Source organism: Pseudomonas sp. St316 (assembly GCF_018325905.1).
Classification (GTDB): domain Bacteria; phylum Pseudomonadota; class Gammaproteobacteria; order Pseudomonadales; family Pseudomonadaceae; genus Aquipseudomonas.
The window spans coordinates 1,861,522-1,876,590 of record NZ_AP021901.1 but is presented as its reverse complement, the minus strand read 5'-3'; the positions used below and the strand labels follow the sequence as shown (position 1 = coordinate 1,876,590).

The 15,069-nt window shown below is 56.6% G+C and carries 17 protein-coding genes; 16 read left to right on the top strand and 1 reads right to left on the bottom strand.

Annotated features, from left to right (window positions below; genetic code table 11):
- The first annotated feature begins 6 nt into the window (after positions 1–6).
- From KI237_RS08475 to KI237_RS08425, 11 genes are all read left to right on the top strand, one after another.
- Positions 7–858 (top strand): 3-hydroxybutyryl-CoA dehydrogenase, encoded by an 852-nt coding sequence (locus tag KI237_RS08475; RefSeq protein WP_014338772.1) that lies wholly within the window; start codon positions 7–9, stop codon positions 856–858.
- Entirely contained in the window at positions 845–1,525 is a 681-nt protein-coding gene (locus tag KI237_RS08470) for a TetR/AcrR family transcriptional regulator (RefSeq protein ID WP_080569988.1), read from the top strand. Before KI237_RS08475 ends, KI237_RS08470 begins: the two co-directional genes overlap by 14 nt.
- Before the next feature lie 577 nt (positions 1,526–2,102).
- Entirely contained in the window at positions 2,103–2,852 is a 750-nt protein-coding gene (locus KI237_RS08465) for a hypothetical protein (RefSeq protein ID WP_034113394.1), read from the top strand.
- A 112-nt stretch (positions 2,853–2,964) separates the two neighbouring features.
- Positions 2,965–3,192 carry an AlpA family transcriptional regulator gene (locus KI237_RS08460; RefSeq protein ID WP_034113396.1) on the top strand — a complete coding sequence of 76 codons (228 nt, stop codon included), beginning with the start codon at positions 2,965–2,967 and terminating at the stop codon, positions 3,190–3,192.
- Between the two features lie 406 nt (positions 3,193–3,598).
- Entirely contained in the window at positions 3,599–5,170 is a 1,572-nt protein-coding gene (locus tag KI237_RS08455) for a ParB family protein (RefSeq protein ID WP_126587196.1), read from the top strand.
- Positions 5,167–5,715, top strand: a complete 549-nt coding sequence (locus KI237_RS08450) for a DUF2857 domain-containing protein (RefSeq protein ID WP_126587195.1) — start codon at positions 5,167–5,169, stop codon at positions 5,713–5,715. The genes KI237_RS08455 and KI237_RS08450 overlap by 4 nt, the downstream gene beginning before the upstream one ends.
- Complete coding sequence (locus KI237_RS08445; RefSeq protein ID WP_126587194.1) at positions 5,712–6,899, top strand: STY4528 family pathogenicity island replication protein; 1,188 nt, start codon at positions 5,712–5,714, stop codon at positions 6,897–6,899. The genes KI237_RS08450 and KI237_RS08445 overlap by 4 nt, the downstream gene beginning before the upstream one ends.
- 143 nt (positions 6,900–7,042) lie before the next feature.
- Positions 7,043–7,798 carry a PFL_4669 family integrating conjugative element protein gene (locus KI237_RS08440; RefSeq protein ID WP_126587193.1) on the top strand — a complete coding sequence of 252 codons (756 nt, stop codon included), beginning with the start codon at positions 7,043–7,045 and terminating at the stop codon, positions 7,796–7,798.
- Entirely contained in the window at positions 7,795–8,313 is a 519-nt protein-coding gene (locus KI237_RS08435) for a DUF3158 family protein (protein WP_126587192.1), read from the top strand. Before KI237_RS08440 ends, KI237_RS08435 begins: the two co-directional genes overlap by 4 nt.
- Positions 8,310–8,780, top strand: coding sequence for a single-stranded DNA-binding protein (locus tag KI237_RS08430; RefSeq protein ID WP_126587191.1), 471 nt, complete (start codon positions 8,310–8,312; stop codon positions 8,778–8,780). Before KI237_RS08435 ends, KI237_RS08430 begins: the two co-directional genes overlap by 4 nt.
- Positions 8,781–9,002: 222 nt before the next feature.
- Complete coding sequence (locus tag KI237_RS08425) at positions 9,003–10,970, top strand: DNA topoisomerase III (protein ID WP_126587190.1); 1,968 nt, start codon at positions 9,003–9,005, stop codon at positions 10,968–10,970.
- A gap of 36 nt (positions 10,971–11,006) precedes the next feature.
- On the opposite strand, the gene KI237_RS08420 is transcribed toward KI237_RS08425, so the two are convergent.
- Positions 11,007–11,264 (bottom strand): hypothetical protein, encoded by a 258-nt coding sequence (locus tag KI237_RS08420; RefSeq protein WP_126587189.1) that lies wholly within the window; start codon positions 11,262–11,264, stop codon positions 11,007–11,009.
- A 209-nt stretch (positions 11,265–11,473) separates the two neighbouring features.
- Between KI237_RS08420 and KI237_RS08415 the strand changes: the two genes are divergently transcribed.
- The 5 genes from KI237_RS08415 to KI237_RS08400 all read left to right on the top strand — a co-directional run bounded on the left by KI237_RS08415 (position 11,474) and on the right by KI237_RS08400 (position 14,986).
- Complete coding sequence (locus KI237_RS08415; RefSeq protein ID WP_027912505.1) at positions 11,474–11,815, top strand: helix-turn-helix domain-containing protein; 342 nt, start codon at positions 11,474–11,476, stop codon at positions 11,813–11,815.
- 867 nt (positions 11,816–12,682) lie between these two features.
- Positions 12,683–13,264, top strand: a complete 582-nt coding sequence (locus KI237_RS08410; protein WP_014338759.1) for an STY4534 family ICE replication protein — start codon at positions 12,683–12,685, stop codon at positions 13,262–13,264.
- 69 nt (positions 13,265–13,333) lie between these two features.
- Positions 13,334–13,591 (top strand): hypothetical protein, encoded by a 258-nt coding sequence (locus KI237_RS30360; protein ID WP_041475988.1) that lies wholly within the window; start codon positions 13,334–13,336, stop codon positions 13,589–13,591.
- A 100-nt stretch (positions 13,592–13,691) separates the two neighbouring features.
- Complete coding sequence (gene radC, locus KI237_RS08405; protein WP_014338758.1) at positions 13,692–14,186, top strand: RadC family protein; 495 nt, start codon at positions 13,692–13,694, stop codon at positions 14,184–14,186.
- Positions 14,187–14,239: 53 nt separating this feature from the next.
- Positions 14,240–14,986: a DUF5983 family protein gene (locus KI237_RS08400; protein ID WP_102617439.1), complete on the top strand. Its 747-nt coding sequence runs from the start codon at positions 14,240–14,242 to the stop codon at positions 14,984–14,986.
- Positions 14,987–15,069 lie beyond the last annotated feature (83 nt).

Below are 15,069 nucleotides of genomic sequence, written 5' to 3'. Positions count from 1 at the left end.
ATACGCATGACTCTTCAGAATATAGGCGTCATCGGCGCCGGCACCATGGGCAATGGCATCGCGCAGGTCTGCGCCCTGGCTGGTTTCAATGTGACCTTGATTGACATATCCGAGGGTGCCTTGCAAAAGGCAGTCGCAACCGTCAATAAAAACCTTGATCGACAGGTTTCCAAAAACACCCTGACACATGAGCAAAAGCTCGCGGCTCTCGACAGGATACGCACCAGTACTGAATACCACAGCCTGCAAAACGCGCAACTGGTGATCGAGGCCGCCACCGAAAACCTCGACCTGAAACTGCGCGTGCTACAACAAATCGCCGCGCAGGTCAGCGCCGAATGTGTAATCGCCTCCAATACCTCATCGCTGTCCATTACCCAATTAGCTGCCAGTGTGAGCCGGCCTGAACGCTTCATCGGCCTGCACTTTTTTAACCCAGTGCCGGTAATGGGCCTGATCGAAGTGATACGCGGTCTGCAAACCAGCGATGCTACCCGTGCCCTGGCGCTGGAAATGGCATCCACGCTCGGCAAGACCGCGATCACCGCTGCCAACCGTCCGGGTTTCGTGGTCAACCGGATCCTGGTGCCAATGATCAATGAAGCAATCCTGGTGCTTCAGGAAGGCTTGGCCAGCGCCGAAGATATCGACGTGGGCATGCGCCTGGGCTGCAACCAGCCAATCGGCCCGCTGGCGCTGGCGGACCTGATCGGCCTGGATACCCTACTCGCTATCCTTGAAGCGTTCTACGATGGTTTCAACGACAGCAAATACCGCCCCGCGCCACTGCTCAAGGAGATGGTTGCCGCCGGTTACCTGGGACGCAAAACAGGGCGTGGCTTCCATGCCTATGCCTGAGCGTTGCTCGCGCTTCGCCGAGTATCGGGACAAGGTGCTGGAGCTTTTTGCCAGCAAAGGGTTCGGTCAGGTCGGCATGCGAGAGCTTGCCACGTGCCTGGGGCTGTCCCCAGGCTCGCTGTATCACCACTACCCCAGCAAACAACACTTGCTGCTCGACCTGATCGAAGAATTTTACGAAGAGCTGCTGGCAACCCTGGCGCGCATCAAGCAAACGGCTACGACAAAACGCGACAGGCTCAAGCCATTGATCCGCGCCCACCAGGATCTACATCGGGAGATGCCTTGGCATTTTCGCCTGGTGGAGCGTGACAGCGGTTGTTTGAATGAAGAACAGCAAGAACGGGTCCGACAACTTCGCGAACAGTACGAACGCCAACTGCTAATGATGCTCGGTGTCCGCTCCCGACTCAGTGAACAGGGCCGAGCCGTCGGTCATGCCATTGCCACGCTGCTTAACAGCGCGCCCGGTTGGCTGACGCACTATTCGCTGGAGGAACGAGAGCACGATAGTCTGATAGAAAACCTGGTGAGTGGCGCCATCGAGAGGTCGCTGGCATCTGGCAATAAGCCTGGCCTTGGTTTCAAAAAACACCCCCAGGAAACTCATACCCCCGCCGCAGTCCAGAAAACTTATTCGGAGCTCCACTGCAGGAAGACATCGTAGCAGAGGGCAGTTGTTGGGAGCAGGCGCGGCTCCTGTGAACACTGCCCTAGTCTGCACTCGTTTCAAAAACTCCCCTCGATACTAGCAGGCGCAGATCCCCGATGCCCCCTCTCCCAAACATGTGAATCAATTGATCGGCGTAACGAACCGATATTTGAATCCGAACGGCTCGCGCCGCGGAAACGCCTAGCGAAACACTTTTGCTACTTACAGTGGGGTGGTTATGCCCGCAAATCTGCTAAAAGAACAACCGAACGTTGCGTACCGAGCTATGGGCGAAGACTATATTCATCGAACGTATGTAGCTCAACGCTGCAAGAAAGCCAACTGGCTATGATCAGGTAACAAACGCATCAATCGTTACCAACATCAATAGTTGAAATTCTTACTATTTTTTTCTCATGCCCCCATGATGGTCCGAACACTACAATAGTGGCCAGGAACGGACCGTACGTACCTGGGGATAGTATAAAGTTTTTAATCTATTGACACCGGGGCTGGACGAAAGAAAAATGATGGATTCGACGTATAATTTATTCTAGGAGTCCATGATTTACAGGAATAGGAGGTTCCTTCGGTGTACATATCTCAAAGCTGTAACCCACTGGCACAGGTATTCTATCGCCCCATCGATGCAGCAATACGTTGGTGCAACTTAATGGCCTACGAGACGCAGATTCTCGAGGTAGCCTGGCGATCACCTACCATGCTCAGGTCTGCCTTCCCACAATGGCCATGTCTGTACGCAAACACTGAGAAAATTTTCGATGCTATTCGTCATGGAGAACTTCCCTACGGCTGCCTCGGCATACAGGTAGCCATTGGGACTCGCGTCGAGTGCACTCAAGTAACCATCCGCCACACTGATCTTAAACTTTGGATGTCTCGCTTTCACCCTGAACAAAAGCCAGCTTTCCTTTTCGATCAACCATTGAACCAGAACGGAACAATCAGCATTGGTACCTACTTGGCTCTACAAGCCGATCGTGATGCTTTGCAACTACAGGTGAGGAGTACAGAAACAGCTTATCAACAACTGTTGAGTGAACTTGAAGCTGTCGGTTTGGAAAAGGAGAACATCGAGCATCTCATCAAAATTAACGGCAAAGTAAGCGACCGAAGTGAGGCCACTTACCTCCACATCATCGGAGCGATGCTCAGTCTACTGCTCGGTCACTCTCCCTCAGGAAAACCTCATTCAGTTTTCCGTTCCCAAGCCGCCATTGTCGACGCACTGACCGCCCATTATGACAAGCTGCCAGGCATATCCAAGCGAAATCTGGATGAGAAATTTGCTGCTGCCAAACGCAGCCTCTCGGAGCGCTAGGGCAGATTGCGCTGCAATCGCTGTAGTTGCAGCGCAATGACGCCAACCCGTTTCAACGATTCAATTCAGGTCACGTCTTATCACGCGCCAATCGACGCCAGGAGTGACCATTATGTCCAGCCAGTCCTTCCCCATCGCTAAGCATCAACCACAAGTCGAACGCCATATTATGCGGCGTGAAGAGGTGGAGCAAAAAACCGGCTTCAAGCGCGCGCACATTTACAGCTTGATGAAGGAGGGCAAATTCCCACAAGCCAAGCGCATTGGATTGCGTGCTGTGGGATGGGACTCAATGGAGATCGAGCGATGGGTCACCGATCGCTTGGCGCAGCAGCGCTGATGTTACGCGCGAGGTGTCGGTGGCTTCCACTAAAGGTGGAACAGGTAAACCCACGGTTGCCGTCAACCTCGATAGCCACGTGTGAGGAGGCTCAATGAAACGAATTACCAAGCGGGTGTTTCTCGCCCGGCCATATTGTTTGACCGGCCTCGACGCCAATAGCATTGGCAAGGATCTCTTCGATGTTAGATAAACTACCCATCGTCGTTCAGCCATCCGATTGGCTGCCCCCTCCGCCGTCCGAAGAGTATTGCACCGTGGTATTTCACCTGCAGGGCGGACGCTCTACCATGGGATCGTTCCTAACAGAACTTTCCAGTCACTTCGAAGATGCGCGGACTCTCAAGATCGTCAAATTCGAGGTCGGTGACCATTTGCGCAACCGGCGCTAACTGAGACTATTCAAATGAAGAAGCTCAGTCAGGAGGAGGTCGCCGACAAACTGCACCAGAACCATTTTCCTCGAGGTCCAGAACTGGAGCGACTCTCCGATCCGGTCGTCGACACTCCCATGCTGGTCACACTGGAGCAGTTACGACCCTACGAACACAACCCACGCTTCATCCGTAATCCGCTTTTTGACGATATTAAAGCCTCCATCCGTGAACGCGGGCTGGATCAACCACCGCCGATTACCCGCCGCCCGGGTGGGACCTATTTCATTATCCGCAACGGCGGTAATACGCGGTTGGCAATTCTCGGCGAGCTGTGGCAGGAAACCCGCGACGAGCGCTTCTTTCGCATTCATTGTCTGTTTCGGCCTTGGAGCAATGAAGTCACCACCCTGCTCGGCCATCTGGCCGAAAGCGATCTGCACGGTCAACTCACCTTCATCGAACGGGCTCTGGCGGTGGCCAAACTCAAAACCATGATCGAATCAGACGGAGCGACACTCTCGCAACGTGAGCTGGCGCGACGTATTGCCGCTGGGGGTTACCCAATTTCACAGTCGCACATCAGCCGGATGCTCGACACCCTCGAACATCTCCTGCCCGCCATTCCACAGACCCTGTATGCCGGATTGGGTAAACCCAAAATTGAACGCTTGATCGCTCTGCGTAGCCAGGCTGAACGAACCTGGAATCGTTACCCAACCGACATCATTTCGTTCCCCGAGTTTTGGCTCGACACCTTGGGGCAATTTGATGCCGATCCCGAATCTTTCCACCTTGAGCAAATCAAGGATGAACTGCTCGAACGCATGAGCCGCCTACTCGGCCAGTCCTACCGCATGTTGGCCTTGGAGTTGAGCTCCACACAACGGCCTGGCGTTGTCAGCACTTCCTTAGAGAACAGCCATCTGCCAAGCATTGATGAAGCCGCAGCAGGACCTCCCTCCTCCGAGTCCCGCCCCCCATCAACTGAAACCGGAACCCGGGCCGAAACAGCGCCAGAGGAGCAGCTCACGCTGCCCGAAACGAATGTCGCATCAGCAGTCAGCCCTCGGTCACGTGTCCAACAAATTCGCGAACAGATTGAACGCGACACTGCCCCCGAACCAGCACCGACCGTCGAAACCTGCATGATCGACGACCTCTGGATCATCGCACCAACACTGGATACCCCCGAGCAGCTGCGTTTAGCCATTGCTGGGCTGGCTCGGGAACTGGCGACCTATGCCGGGTATCCCGAGAGCGTCAGCGATCAGCAGCGCGACTTGGGCTTCGCCCTGAACATCGACCAACTTGATCTTGCAGCGCCCCGCGCGACCGGCGTTCACCTATTGCTCTTGGCCCTGCTGCGTGCACAAGACGAAGTGAACTGGGAGGATCGCAAGCAATTGCCCTCAGCCCTTTTCGGGCAACTGCTATTGGGGGTCTATCAACTCCCGCTGGCCGATCGTCCCGCCGTGGACGTAGGACTGGAGCGACTGCCCGACTATCTGTTAATCAAACTGTATCGCCTCATTCGCTTAGCCCGGCGCCTGATCGACTTGACGCTTACTCCTGAAGACGATTCACCAAGGGAGCTGCCATGAACCTGTCCTTCAATGTGCTCAACCAGGCCATGCTGACTCAAGTCCTTCACGAGTTGCGCCTGGGTAATCTGCAACGCTGCAAAGCACTCGGACTGGGTGAAGACGACATCTACCTGTTGCAATCCTTACCGCCCAGCACACTGTCACGTCTGGCCCATGCCACCGTCCCCTGGGTTGAGGTCAAGATTGATTCGCCGGTGCTGCATCGATTGATCGACCAGGCCGAACGCGACGAACAGAACGAGCGCCTGATCAACCGAGCGCTCAAGCTCGGTGCCAGCAGTACCATCATGTATCAGCACTTCGGCTTGGCGCATTCGGAAACCGCCCTGCGCCGACGTCTGCTCAAGATAGAAACCCGTAAGGGCCGTCCTCAGAACTTGAGCGAAGCGCAGGAACATGCGCTCTGGCAGCGTTGGTGCCAACTACGGGCTGAGGACGGTGCTGAGGATCAGCTCGACGCCATGATGATGTTGGCAGAGGAGCAACAGATCAGCTTGACCATCGTTTGGCAGCAGATCGACCATTACAGCAACGGAACATGAACACTGCCCCTTCCAGTCGCTGGCAGCGTGTTCTGCAGCAATGCACCCAGCAATTAAGTGAACGTTGGCCCTCACGCCCAACCACTGAGCATCCTTCCAACCAGGCCCTGCAGGCGGGCTTTTTGTTCAGTGGCCAATCTCTCGAAGTCGTGCCGCGTCGACTGCTGCTGGATAGTCGGCTAACGCCATTGGAACGGAATGCCTGGCAAGTATTTCGACTCATGCTGCAAGGCCAGGGCGTGGTCACGCCGCGCTATGAAGATCTGCAACCTTACTTGTCGAGCGTGCCCTACGGTGCGTCAGCCTCTCGTGAAACCATCGCTCGCGTTTTGACGATGCTCCGGCTGACCCGCTGGCTCAGCTTGGTAAGTCATGGCCGCGATCAGCTCAGCGGGCGCCTACAAGGTTCTCTGTACATCCTGCACGATGAACCGTTAACCCCCGCCGAAGCCATGGAGCTGGATCAGGATTACCTGGAGCTGGTCGGACACGCCCTCGATCATGCAACCAAGGCTGTGCGAATTGTCGCTCGGCATGTTTTGGAAGAAATTCGTCAGGACACCGATATCGATTTGGGTCGGCTCCCCACCCGGCTCGACAGTTGGGGCGACCATTGGACAAAACAAGGATTGGATAAGGCGCCCGATGAAGCGCTGCACGATTCCGAACTGGGTGGCGACCACCTCGTTCGGAATCGTGCGGGACCCGGTTCGGATTCCGAACCGGGTCCGAGCGCCAATGTTTCCGGCAGCGTTCGGAATCCGAACGCTGCCTGTACTGTATTAAAAGAAAGTATTAGTACGGTACCGCGCGCGACCCCAGCGGTGGATAACCTGCACTGGCCTGATCCGCTGCACCTCAGTCCGAGCGAGCGACAGGCCGTCACCGTGGCGCTGAACAAGCTTAAGCCAGCGGATCGGCAGGCAGTGCTCAACGAAGCGGGCGCGCGATGTGCGGCAGGCAGCGTCCGCAAACCGGCGGCGTATCTGATGGGTCTTATTCAGCGAGCGCTGAAAGGCGATTTCCGCCCTTGGGCAGGTCAGGCTGAATCGTTACCCATTGCAGAACCGCCACCCGCTCCCCCGCGCCAACTTAGGAAAAAGGGCGAACCCGCCTCTGCCCTCGCCCAAGCGTGCCTGGATGAACTGCGCCAGCTGCGTAGCAAACGCGGTGGACGTCAGTAGATTTGATGCCACTGGCATCACTGACGAGCGTCTCGAAATCAACCGTCTCGAACCAAATCGAACAGACCGAATACAGCTTTTCGGATGTACTTGACCTTCTTCTGTCGCAACGTTCCCGTCCAAGCCTATGCGAGGACGACACCGTGGCCGATCACTATCAGCTCAACCTGGGCTCATTGCGCAGCAGCATCACCCTGACACTGCATACCCACCACGCCGCCCGAATCTGGCAAGGCCGAACCGCACGCGAAGGCGTCCACTCGATCATGGGTATGGCGGGCTACATCAGCGTCACCAACCTGATCAAACAAGCCGCAGCGCAGGACGATCCTTATGCCGACTGGGCGATCGTGCAGCTCGAAGAAAAATTGATGCAGGCCAAGGCTGGGATGCTGGAACTGACCCAGCAGTTGGACCGGATCAGACAGGACCTGCCGACACAGATCGACATGAGCGACAATATCAACATCCATCCCGTTACTTTGCCGTTGTACATCGGCAGCCAGCTGGGCTTCCTCGCCGTCTACCTGCTGACTGACTACGACACCTTGGTGCGTCATACCCTGTTGGCCCATCACACCGCCTTGATCGGTCGCCGAGACATGGAAGCCTGGATCGACGACGGCGCCCATCTGCTGCGCAGCCTATTCGGTCAGGCGCAGCGCTATCGGCATGCTGGCGTCACCCGTGACGACATGGCGGCAAATAACGCTCGTGCTCTGGCGGCCATGGAGAAGTTTGGGCTCCCCCCTACGGACATCCTTGAGGGGCATCGCCGCTCCCAGTTCGCGCCCCCGATCATTCGTCGTGGTGCTGTGGCGGTGGATGACGCTGAAGCGTTGGAGGAGAACGCGATAGAGCCATCTGCGACAGTCGATGAGCCGGAGGACGAAGTATGAACCCCGTGATCCCGACTCAACCAATGCCCCTCGAAACACTCACACCGGATGCCTATCGACAGCTCGAACACGCTGCCTCCCTAAAAGGCCTTTTAAAACCATTTAAGGGTAAGGGGGAGCTAGAACACCTGGCGCAGGTGGCGAGGGGAATCGAGGCGCAGTTACGTCGCCTGATGGAGGCTGTGGCGCAGCACGCCGAACAACCTCCTTACTCACTGTTGGATATTCGATTGGTGCTGCAGAACACCAGTGCGCGCAGCACCTTTTTGCGATGGCGCACCCGCGACTTCGCCCGTATGGGCGTTGCGGTCTGGGAACGCCAGGTCTCCAACAAGGCTTTGCCGCAAGCCGTACGCGAGGGACTGCACCGTTTCGAATGCGAGCGTATCGCACTGAACTTGCAGATGAGCGTGGTGCATTCGCTCTACCGTCAGGCTTCAACCTGCGCGATCAAAATGGCCAGCGCCGAACGGCTGCTGCGCCAGTTCACACCAGCAGCGGAGATATCACAATGAGTACCTTTTTCGTCGGCGAAGGCAACATCGGTAGTGCGCCAGAGTTCCAGGAGTTCCCGTCAGGCAATGACGAGCCACGGCGCTTGCTGCGCCTGAATGTGTATTTTGACAACCCCGTGCCACGCGACGGCAGCTATGAAGATCGAGGCGGCTATTGGGCGCCGGTTGAGCTCTGGCACCGCGACGCTGAACACTGGAGCACGCTGTATCAGAAAGGTATGCGTGTAATGGTCGAAGGCCGCACCGTGCGCGATGAGTGGGAGGACAGCGAAGACAATGCGCGGGTGACCTTCAAGATCGAGGCCCGTCGAGTCGGGATCCTGCCTCACCGCGTGCAGAACGTGCTCATGCGGGAGCGCACAAGTGAATCAGCATCGTTTGCGGCTCCCGTCGGGCAGGCTACAGACCAGGCCAGCTCGCCTGCGTCGAAGTCCAAAAAGCGCAGAGGGCAGCCACCATCGGCATGACTGACATGAGGCATAAAAATTGCGCGTTTGCGCGAAGTTCCTGGCCTGTCATTACTCGCTGCTCGTGAAGCACTGTCGTCCACATGACTGCAACCTAGCAGCCTCTCCCCCATTCAAGACTGCCCTCACCGACTAATGTGAGAGACCTGCCATTCAGGTTTCTCATAGCTCGCCACTGCTGTTTCCAACAACGCTGCTCCGAACTCAACCCGGAGCAGTTCTATGCGTCTTTTTCTCTGCGAGAAACCCTCCCAAGGTCGTGACATCGCCAAGGTTCTCGGAGCCAGCCGACGTGGCGATGGTTGCTTGATTGGTCCCGAGACAACTGTCACCTGGTGTATCGGTCACCTGCTGGAAACGGCCCAACCTGAAGCCTATGGCGATCAGTACAAAACCTGGTCGTTGGATCATCTACCGATCATTCCCGCGCAGTGGAGAGTTGAGGTCAAACCCAAGACTGGCGCGCAGTTCAAAATCATCAAACAGCTGCTCAGCGAAGCTACCACCGTCGTCATCGCCACCGACGCCGATCGCGAAGGTGAAATGATTGCCCGCGAGTTACTGGAGCTCTGCAACTATCGTGGTTCTGTTGAGCGCCTCTGGTTATCGGCACTCAACGAGGCGTCGATTCGCAAAGCGCTGTCCTCGCTGAAGTCTAGTCAGGAGACCTTCCCGCTCTATCACTCAGCCCTCGCCCGCAGCCGCGCCGATTGGCTGATTGGTATGAACCTCAGTCGTTTATTTACCCTCCTAGGACGGCGGGCGGGCTATGACGGCGTGCTGTCGGTTGGACGCGTCCAAACACCCACTTTGCGCTTGGTGGTTGAACGAGACCGCGCGATTGCCAGCTTCGTCTCTGTGCCGTACTGGGTGGTGGATGTGCACCTGTCTTCAATGGGGCAACCCTTCATCGCGTCGTGGATACCGCCAAGCTCAGGACGTGACGAAGCCGGTCGCTGCCTGCAGCAGGCGCTCGCCAGTCAAGCCGTCCAAGCGCTTTCTGGCAGCAAGACCGCCACCGTAGTCTCGCTGCAGACTGAGCATTTGCGCGAAGCGCCACCCCTGCCCTTCGACCTGAGCACACTGCAAGAAGTCTGTTCACGCAAGTTGGGACTCGGCGCTCAGGAAACACTGAACATCGCCCAAGCCTTGTATGAAACCCACAAAGCCACCAGCTATCCGCGCAGCGATTGCCGTTATTTGCCAGAGAGCATGTTCAACGAGGTCGCCGCAGTATTCGATGCCCTACTCAGAATGGATCCTGCGTTACGCCCAGCGCTCGCAAGCGTCGATCGATCATTGCGCTCACGAGCATGGAACGATGGCAAGGTCACTGCGCACCACGCCATTATCCCCAACACCGAGCCGGCGAATCTCACGCGGATGTCCGAACAAGAGCGCCAAGTCTACGAGCTAATTCGTAGCCACTACCTCGCGCAATTTCTGCCGCATCACGAGTTTGATCGAACCGAGGTCGAACTGGAGTGCGGCGCCGAGCGTTTGACTGCTGTTGGCAAACGGATCCTCGTCCAAGGCTGGAAAGGCTTGCTCTCCGACAGCGCCGAAGACGATGAACCCAATCAAAAGTCCCAGGCGTTGCCCGCTCTACAACAGGGTGTGAAGTGCGCAGTGGACGACGTCGACCTCAAGTCCATGCGCACCGCTGCTCCCAAACCGCTCACCGAGGGTGATCTGATCAGGGCGATGAAAAATGTGGCCAAGCTGGTCAACGACCCGCGTCTGAAACAGAAACTTCGGGACACCACCGGTATCGGCACCGAAGCCACGCGAGCCGGCATCATCAAGGGGTTGATTGATCGCGGCTATTTGCTGAAGAAAAAACGAGCTTTGATGGCCTCCGCAGCGGCCCATACCCTGATCGAAGCGGTACCCGCAGCAGTCGCGGATCCGGGTATGACAGCGATCTGGGAGCAGGCTCTGGATGAAATCGAAGCGGGACGTCTGACCTTGGATGCATTCGTTGCCAAGCAGGCGCACTGGATTACGCAGCTGATCGCAAACTGCGGAGCGCTTAACTTGTCGGTACCGGCCGAAGCCGGGCCGATTTGCCCCATTTGCAACGCCTCAATGCTCAGGCGGAAGGGAAAATCAGGACCGTTCTGGTCATGTTCCCACTACCCGGACTGCAAAGGCACTGTGCCGATCAGCAAAGGTATACGTCGTCCATGAGGCACCATTGGCGTTCACATGACCTCGGGGGTGTTGTCAGTGCATCATCAACGGCGCCTGATCCTTCTCCAAGTCGTCTAGCGGTTGTCCGATTTCACGGGCCAAGGCGATGCCTGTCGCGATCCATATCTGCCCCAGTTCGTTGAACGCTTTCAGGTGAGCAGGATCTTCGTTTAGCCAATGAACGAGGCTCTCGAGATGTTCAGGGCTATCAGGGCAGTCATGGATCTTGATGAACAGCTCCAGTGTTCGATCCCAGATCAGGTCCATGACGTTCTCGCGCGGCTCATCCATGCTCAACCTTACCTCCCTTTGGCCCTATCAGACCGCTCAGTCTCGCTGGTCACTTCGGCCTCTGATTCCTGGAGGAATAGATGTCACGTCGCGACAAACAGCTATTTCAGTCAATATAACAACCTTCTAAGTCGATACTCAACCGTTAAGGATGTTCATGTCAATGGGTCTTTGCTCAACCATTCGGGTTGAATTGGAGAGCTCATCACTTGGCACATAAACATCCAACCCAAGCCCAAATTGGGCGCATGATCGCGAAGCACCGCACTCAGCGTAATCTGACCCAGGAAGAGGTGGCTGAACGCCTGGGGATCGGCAGCGAAGCCATTTCGCGCCTTGAGCGGGGTGTGGTGGAGCTTTCCGTGGTCAAGCTGATGCAACTGGCGGACATCTTCGACTGCCGGATGGATGAACTGCTGACGGAGTCGAGCAGTCGCCCCAACGACCAGGGCCAGATGATCGCGGGCCTGCTGAGCGGCCTTCAAGAAAGCGACCGTGCCTTTATCCTGACGACCGTCGAACAGCTGGCCGCTCATCTCAGTAGCAAATAACCTCTTCGCCCACTGGCTTGACGTCGCCACACCCATTCTGCTGTAGTGCCTCAGGATCATCGCTACGGCGACCCAAGACCGATTCGCTCCGGGCAGCTCGGTTGGACTCCCTGAGTTCGGAGCCTTCTCTTCTGCGGAATTTCATTCCCGCTTTGTGCTCGACCGGATCAATGTGGCGGATGACCACTGTTGCCTCTGCCAGGCATCAGCGGTCATCCGCTACGGCGATCACATTCAATCCCGGAGCCCGCCGGGGAAACACTGGGCACCCTTTGTGCGCGGATGCGTGCCAGCGTATTCCGACCCAGGCCACGATAAGGGTCGGTTGGCGAATCATGGCGCAGTTAATAAAGTTTTGCGAGGAGCTTGTCGACTGCGTCAGACCGCCTAAGGTGGCTTTTTTTATTCCTCGCCTGGCACCCCGCCAGGCCTACTCTTCACTTTCTTCCGTCCAGTGATTGCCACTGAATTCCGGCCATAAAAAACGGGTTGCGGCGCCTTGACGCGCCCCTGTGACAGGCTTATATAAAGGGTGTGGTTCGCTGTCGTTGACAGCCCAGCCCAGGTAGCTTGAACCTTCAAGGCTACGCCACGCTTGTGGTGGTTTACCCAAGTGCGATCAGCATTCGGAGGCTCGCACGATTACCGCTTCAGCGGTGATGAATGCCCACTACCCTAGGTCCGCAGATATGCTGCGGATTTCTCCTCTGCTGCCCCCCTATTCTCCAGGCGCATCGATCTGATGGTCATCGGCTTGCCGGTGACGAGTCGTTCATCGTTCGCCTTCACCTAACCCACCCTGACGGGGACTCACTTCCCCGTCAGGGGCTGTGCGTCGCCGTTTTCCCTTGAAACAGGAGAACCACCATGGCCCACGCCAACCAATCCCAAGAAGCAACTACTTACTTCAATCTGCACACCGTCGGTATCGGCTACCTCAACCGTGTCCGTGAAGTACAAGTCCGCCGCGGCCAGCCGTTCATGGCCTGCGATATCGCCGCTCTGCATGGTGCCACTGATGCAGTGGAATACACCCGTTTCGACTGCAAAGTCGCAGGAGGCGAAGCTGAACGTTTGATTCGCCTCTATATGGACGCCGTCAAAGCCGAGAAAAAGGTCTTGCTGTCGTTCCGTATCGGCGACCTGTGGATTGACCCATTTCTCTATGAGAAAGGCGATAAACAAGGCCAACCGGGCGCCAGCCTGAAAGGTCGTCTGCTGTACATCGACTGGATCAAGGTCAACGGCACGTTCGAGTACAAAGCGCCTGCCAGGCAGGAAGCAACAGCACCTGCTGAGCAAACGCCAAACAGTGAGCCATCCCCAACGTCGGCTGATGCCGATGCCGAGGATACCGACACCCCAGCGAAGTCCAGGGCTGAACCTGAATCTGCACCCACTCCCCGCACGGCCCGCCGTGTCGCTACACGTACTGTTCAGTCCGCCTGAACAATTCACGATGTTTACATCAAGGCGCTCAATCGAGCGCCTTTCTTCAATCTGCACAGGAGAACCCATATGGAATCCTTCTGGCTTTGCGACGATTGCCTGTTCGCTGCGGCTTACGAGGACTACAGCACGTTATCGCTCTACTACACGACAGATGAGATCGCAAAACGCATTGCTGACCTCCATCTTGGGCTGGTTCGGCTAATGCCCATCAGTGCCGACTTCGACCCCGAAACTGGCCAGGGTATAAGAACTGCCTCTCCATTGCCCTGCGACGGTTGTGATTCACACCTGCACGGACAACGCCACCGATTCACTCGGCTGTAAACAGCGCGTCATCGGGCAATGCCCGTCACTCTATATCCACCTCGGGGACAACACTCCCCTCAGGTGTGTACCCCCGGATTGTTCCCTTCGGAGGTACGCCATGAGCACCCCACTCACCCTGATTGAAACCTCGGATGTCGAGGCTGATCGTATCGCCCAGGAAAACCAGCTAATCGACGAAGCGCTGCACATTCTGGATCGTCGGCTGTTCACCCGCGGCCCCAACCTGACGTCACCTGACGCCGTGGCCTCATATCTGAAACTTCATCTTGCGCAACAAGAGCATGAAGTTTTTGGTGTGATTTTTCTCGATGCCCGCCATCGCGTTCTGGCATTCGAGATCCTCTTTCACGGCAGCATCGATGGCGCCAGTGTTTATCCCCGCCAAGTTGTCAAGCGCTCCCTCGCACATAACGCAGCAGCGGCCATTGTCTGCCACAACCACCCCTCCGGTTGCACGGAACCCAGCCTGGCGGATCGCGCCTTGACCGCACGGTTGAAAGCGGCGTTGGATTTGATCGAAGTGCGCGTACTGGATCACTTCATCGTGGGTGAAGGTCGCCCACTTTCTCTTGCCGAATACGGCTGGCTTTAACCCTTACAGGCGCCTTCGGGCGCCTTGTTCATTTTCATCCTGGAGAAATACTCATGAACTCCACTACCCAAGCCCCAGCCATGCTGGGGGCCTCAAACCCATTCGTTCGCGGCTATGACAATCTATTTATTGAACGGCTGCTGCAAATCACCTACGCGAACGACTGCCCTCCCTGCTTTCGCTCCATACACGACTCACAAGCTCATCTACCCAACGATGCGCTGGAACTGTTCGCCTGCCTGTTCAACGACGACTTCGCTCTGATCAGCGAGGGTCAGGCCATTCCGGATGAATTGGATGAACACTTCCAGTCCACCGGGCTGGTGCGGGAAGTGATCTATGCCGTGACTGGCGAGATGCTCAACGAACGACATCATGTCGGTGACCTTTACTCCCAGGAAGAAGCCCAAGCCATGGTCCACCGTTTGAGCTTCGACACAGGACACTACAGTCGAGCCTGGGAGATCAGTACCGCACACCTCACTGAAGAGGCGTTGCGCTACTTGGAACGCCGGGCTAGCAATTTCAACTCCGGACCAACCGGTCTGCTGTTTGAACCCTTCGCCCTGCCAGACGGCAATGGCCTCGGGTGTAAGCTGGTCGGCACGCCCTGGACCGACGAAAATCTGATGAAGATTGAGGGCAGTCCTTACACATCGCTGAGGCAGGAGCAGCTCGACGCTGGCACACCGGAAGCCCTGGTCAACGTACTGTATCTGGCGGCATTGGCGGATGTGAGGTTGTTGATTTTCGACCCCGACGCTGCCGTCTTGGATGGGCTCGCCATTTATGACGAATAGCAACGCGTTCAACTTAAACACGACCCGTCTTGAATCAACTTACTCACTGAATCGCTCCTTCACCTCATGTCAGGTTCTGCACT

What these genes read in the sequence shown, in the direction of transcription:
- KI237_RS08455 (WP_126587196.1), top strand. Translation starts at nt 3,599, where the DNA reads ATGAAGAAGCTCAGTCAGGAGGAGGTCGCCGACAAACTGCACCAGAAC.
- KI237_RS08425 (WP_126587190.1), top strand. Translation starts at nt 9,003, where the DNA reads ATGCGTCTTTTTCTCTGCGAGAAACCCTCCCAAGGTCGTGACATCGCC.
- KI237_RS08410 (WP_014338759.1), top strand. Translation starts at nt 12,683, where the DNA reads ATGGCCCACGCCAACCAATCCCAAGAAGCAACTACTTACTTCAATCTG.
- KI237_RS08420 (WP_126587189.1), bottom strand. Translation starts at nt 11,264, where the DNA reads ATGGATGAGCCGCGCGAGAACGTCATGGACCTGATCTGGGATCGAACA.
- KI237_RS08430 (WP_126587191.1), top strand. Translation starts at nt 8,310, where the DNA reads ATGAGTACCTTTTTCGTCGGCGAAGGCAACATCGGTAGTGCGCCAGAG.
- KI237_RS08470 (WP_080569988.1), top strand. Translation starts at nt 845, where the DNA reads ATGCCTATGCCTGAGCGTTGCTCGCGCTTCGCCGAGTATCGGGACAAG.
- KI237_RS08475 (WP_014338772.1), top strand. Translation starts at nt 7, where the DNA reads ATGACTCTTCAGAATATAGGCGTCATCGGCGCCGGCACCATGGGCAAT.
- KI237_RS08445 (WP_126587194.1), top strand. Translation starts at nt 5,712, where the DNA reads ATGAACACTGCCCCTTCCAGTCGCTGGCAGCGTGTTCTGCAGCAATGC.
- KI237_RS30360 (WP_041475988.1), top strand. Translation starts at nt 13,334, where the DNA reads ATGGAATCCTTCTGGCTTTGCGACGATTGCCTGTTCGCTGCGGCTTAC.
- KI237_RS08400 (WP_102617439.1), top strand. Translation starts at nt 14,240, where the DNA reads ATGAACTCCACTACCCAAGCCCCAGCCATGCTGGGGGCCTCAAACCCA.
- KI237_RS08460 (WP_034113396.1), top strand. Translation starts at nt 2,965, where the DNA reads ATGTCCAGCCAGTCCTTCCCCATCGCTAAGCATCAACCACAAGTCGAA.
- KI237_RS08435 (WP_126587192.1), top strand. Translation starts at nt 7,795, where the DNA reads ATGAACCCCGTGATCCCGACTCAACCAATGCCCCTCGAAACACTCACA.
- radC (WP_014338758.1), top strand. Translation starts at nt 13,692, where the DNA reads ATGAGCACCCCACTCACCCTGATTGAAACCTCGGATGTCGAGGCTGAT.
- KI237_RS08450 (WP_126587195.1), top strand. Translation starts at nt 5,167, where the DNA reads ATGAACCTGTCCTTCAATGTGCTCAACCAGGCCATGCTGACTCAAGTC.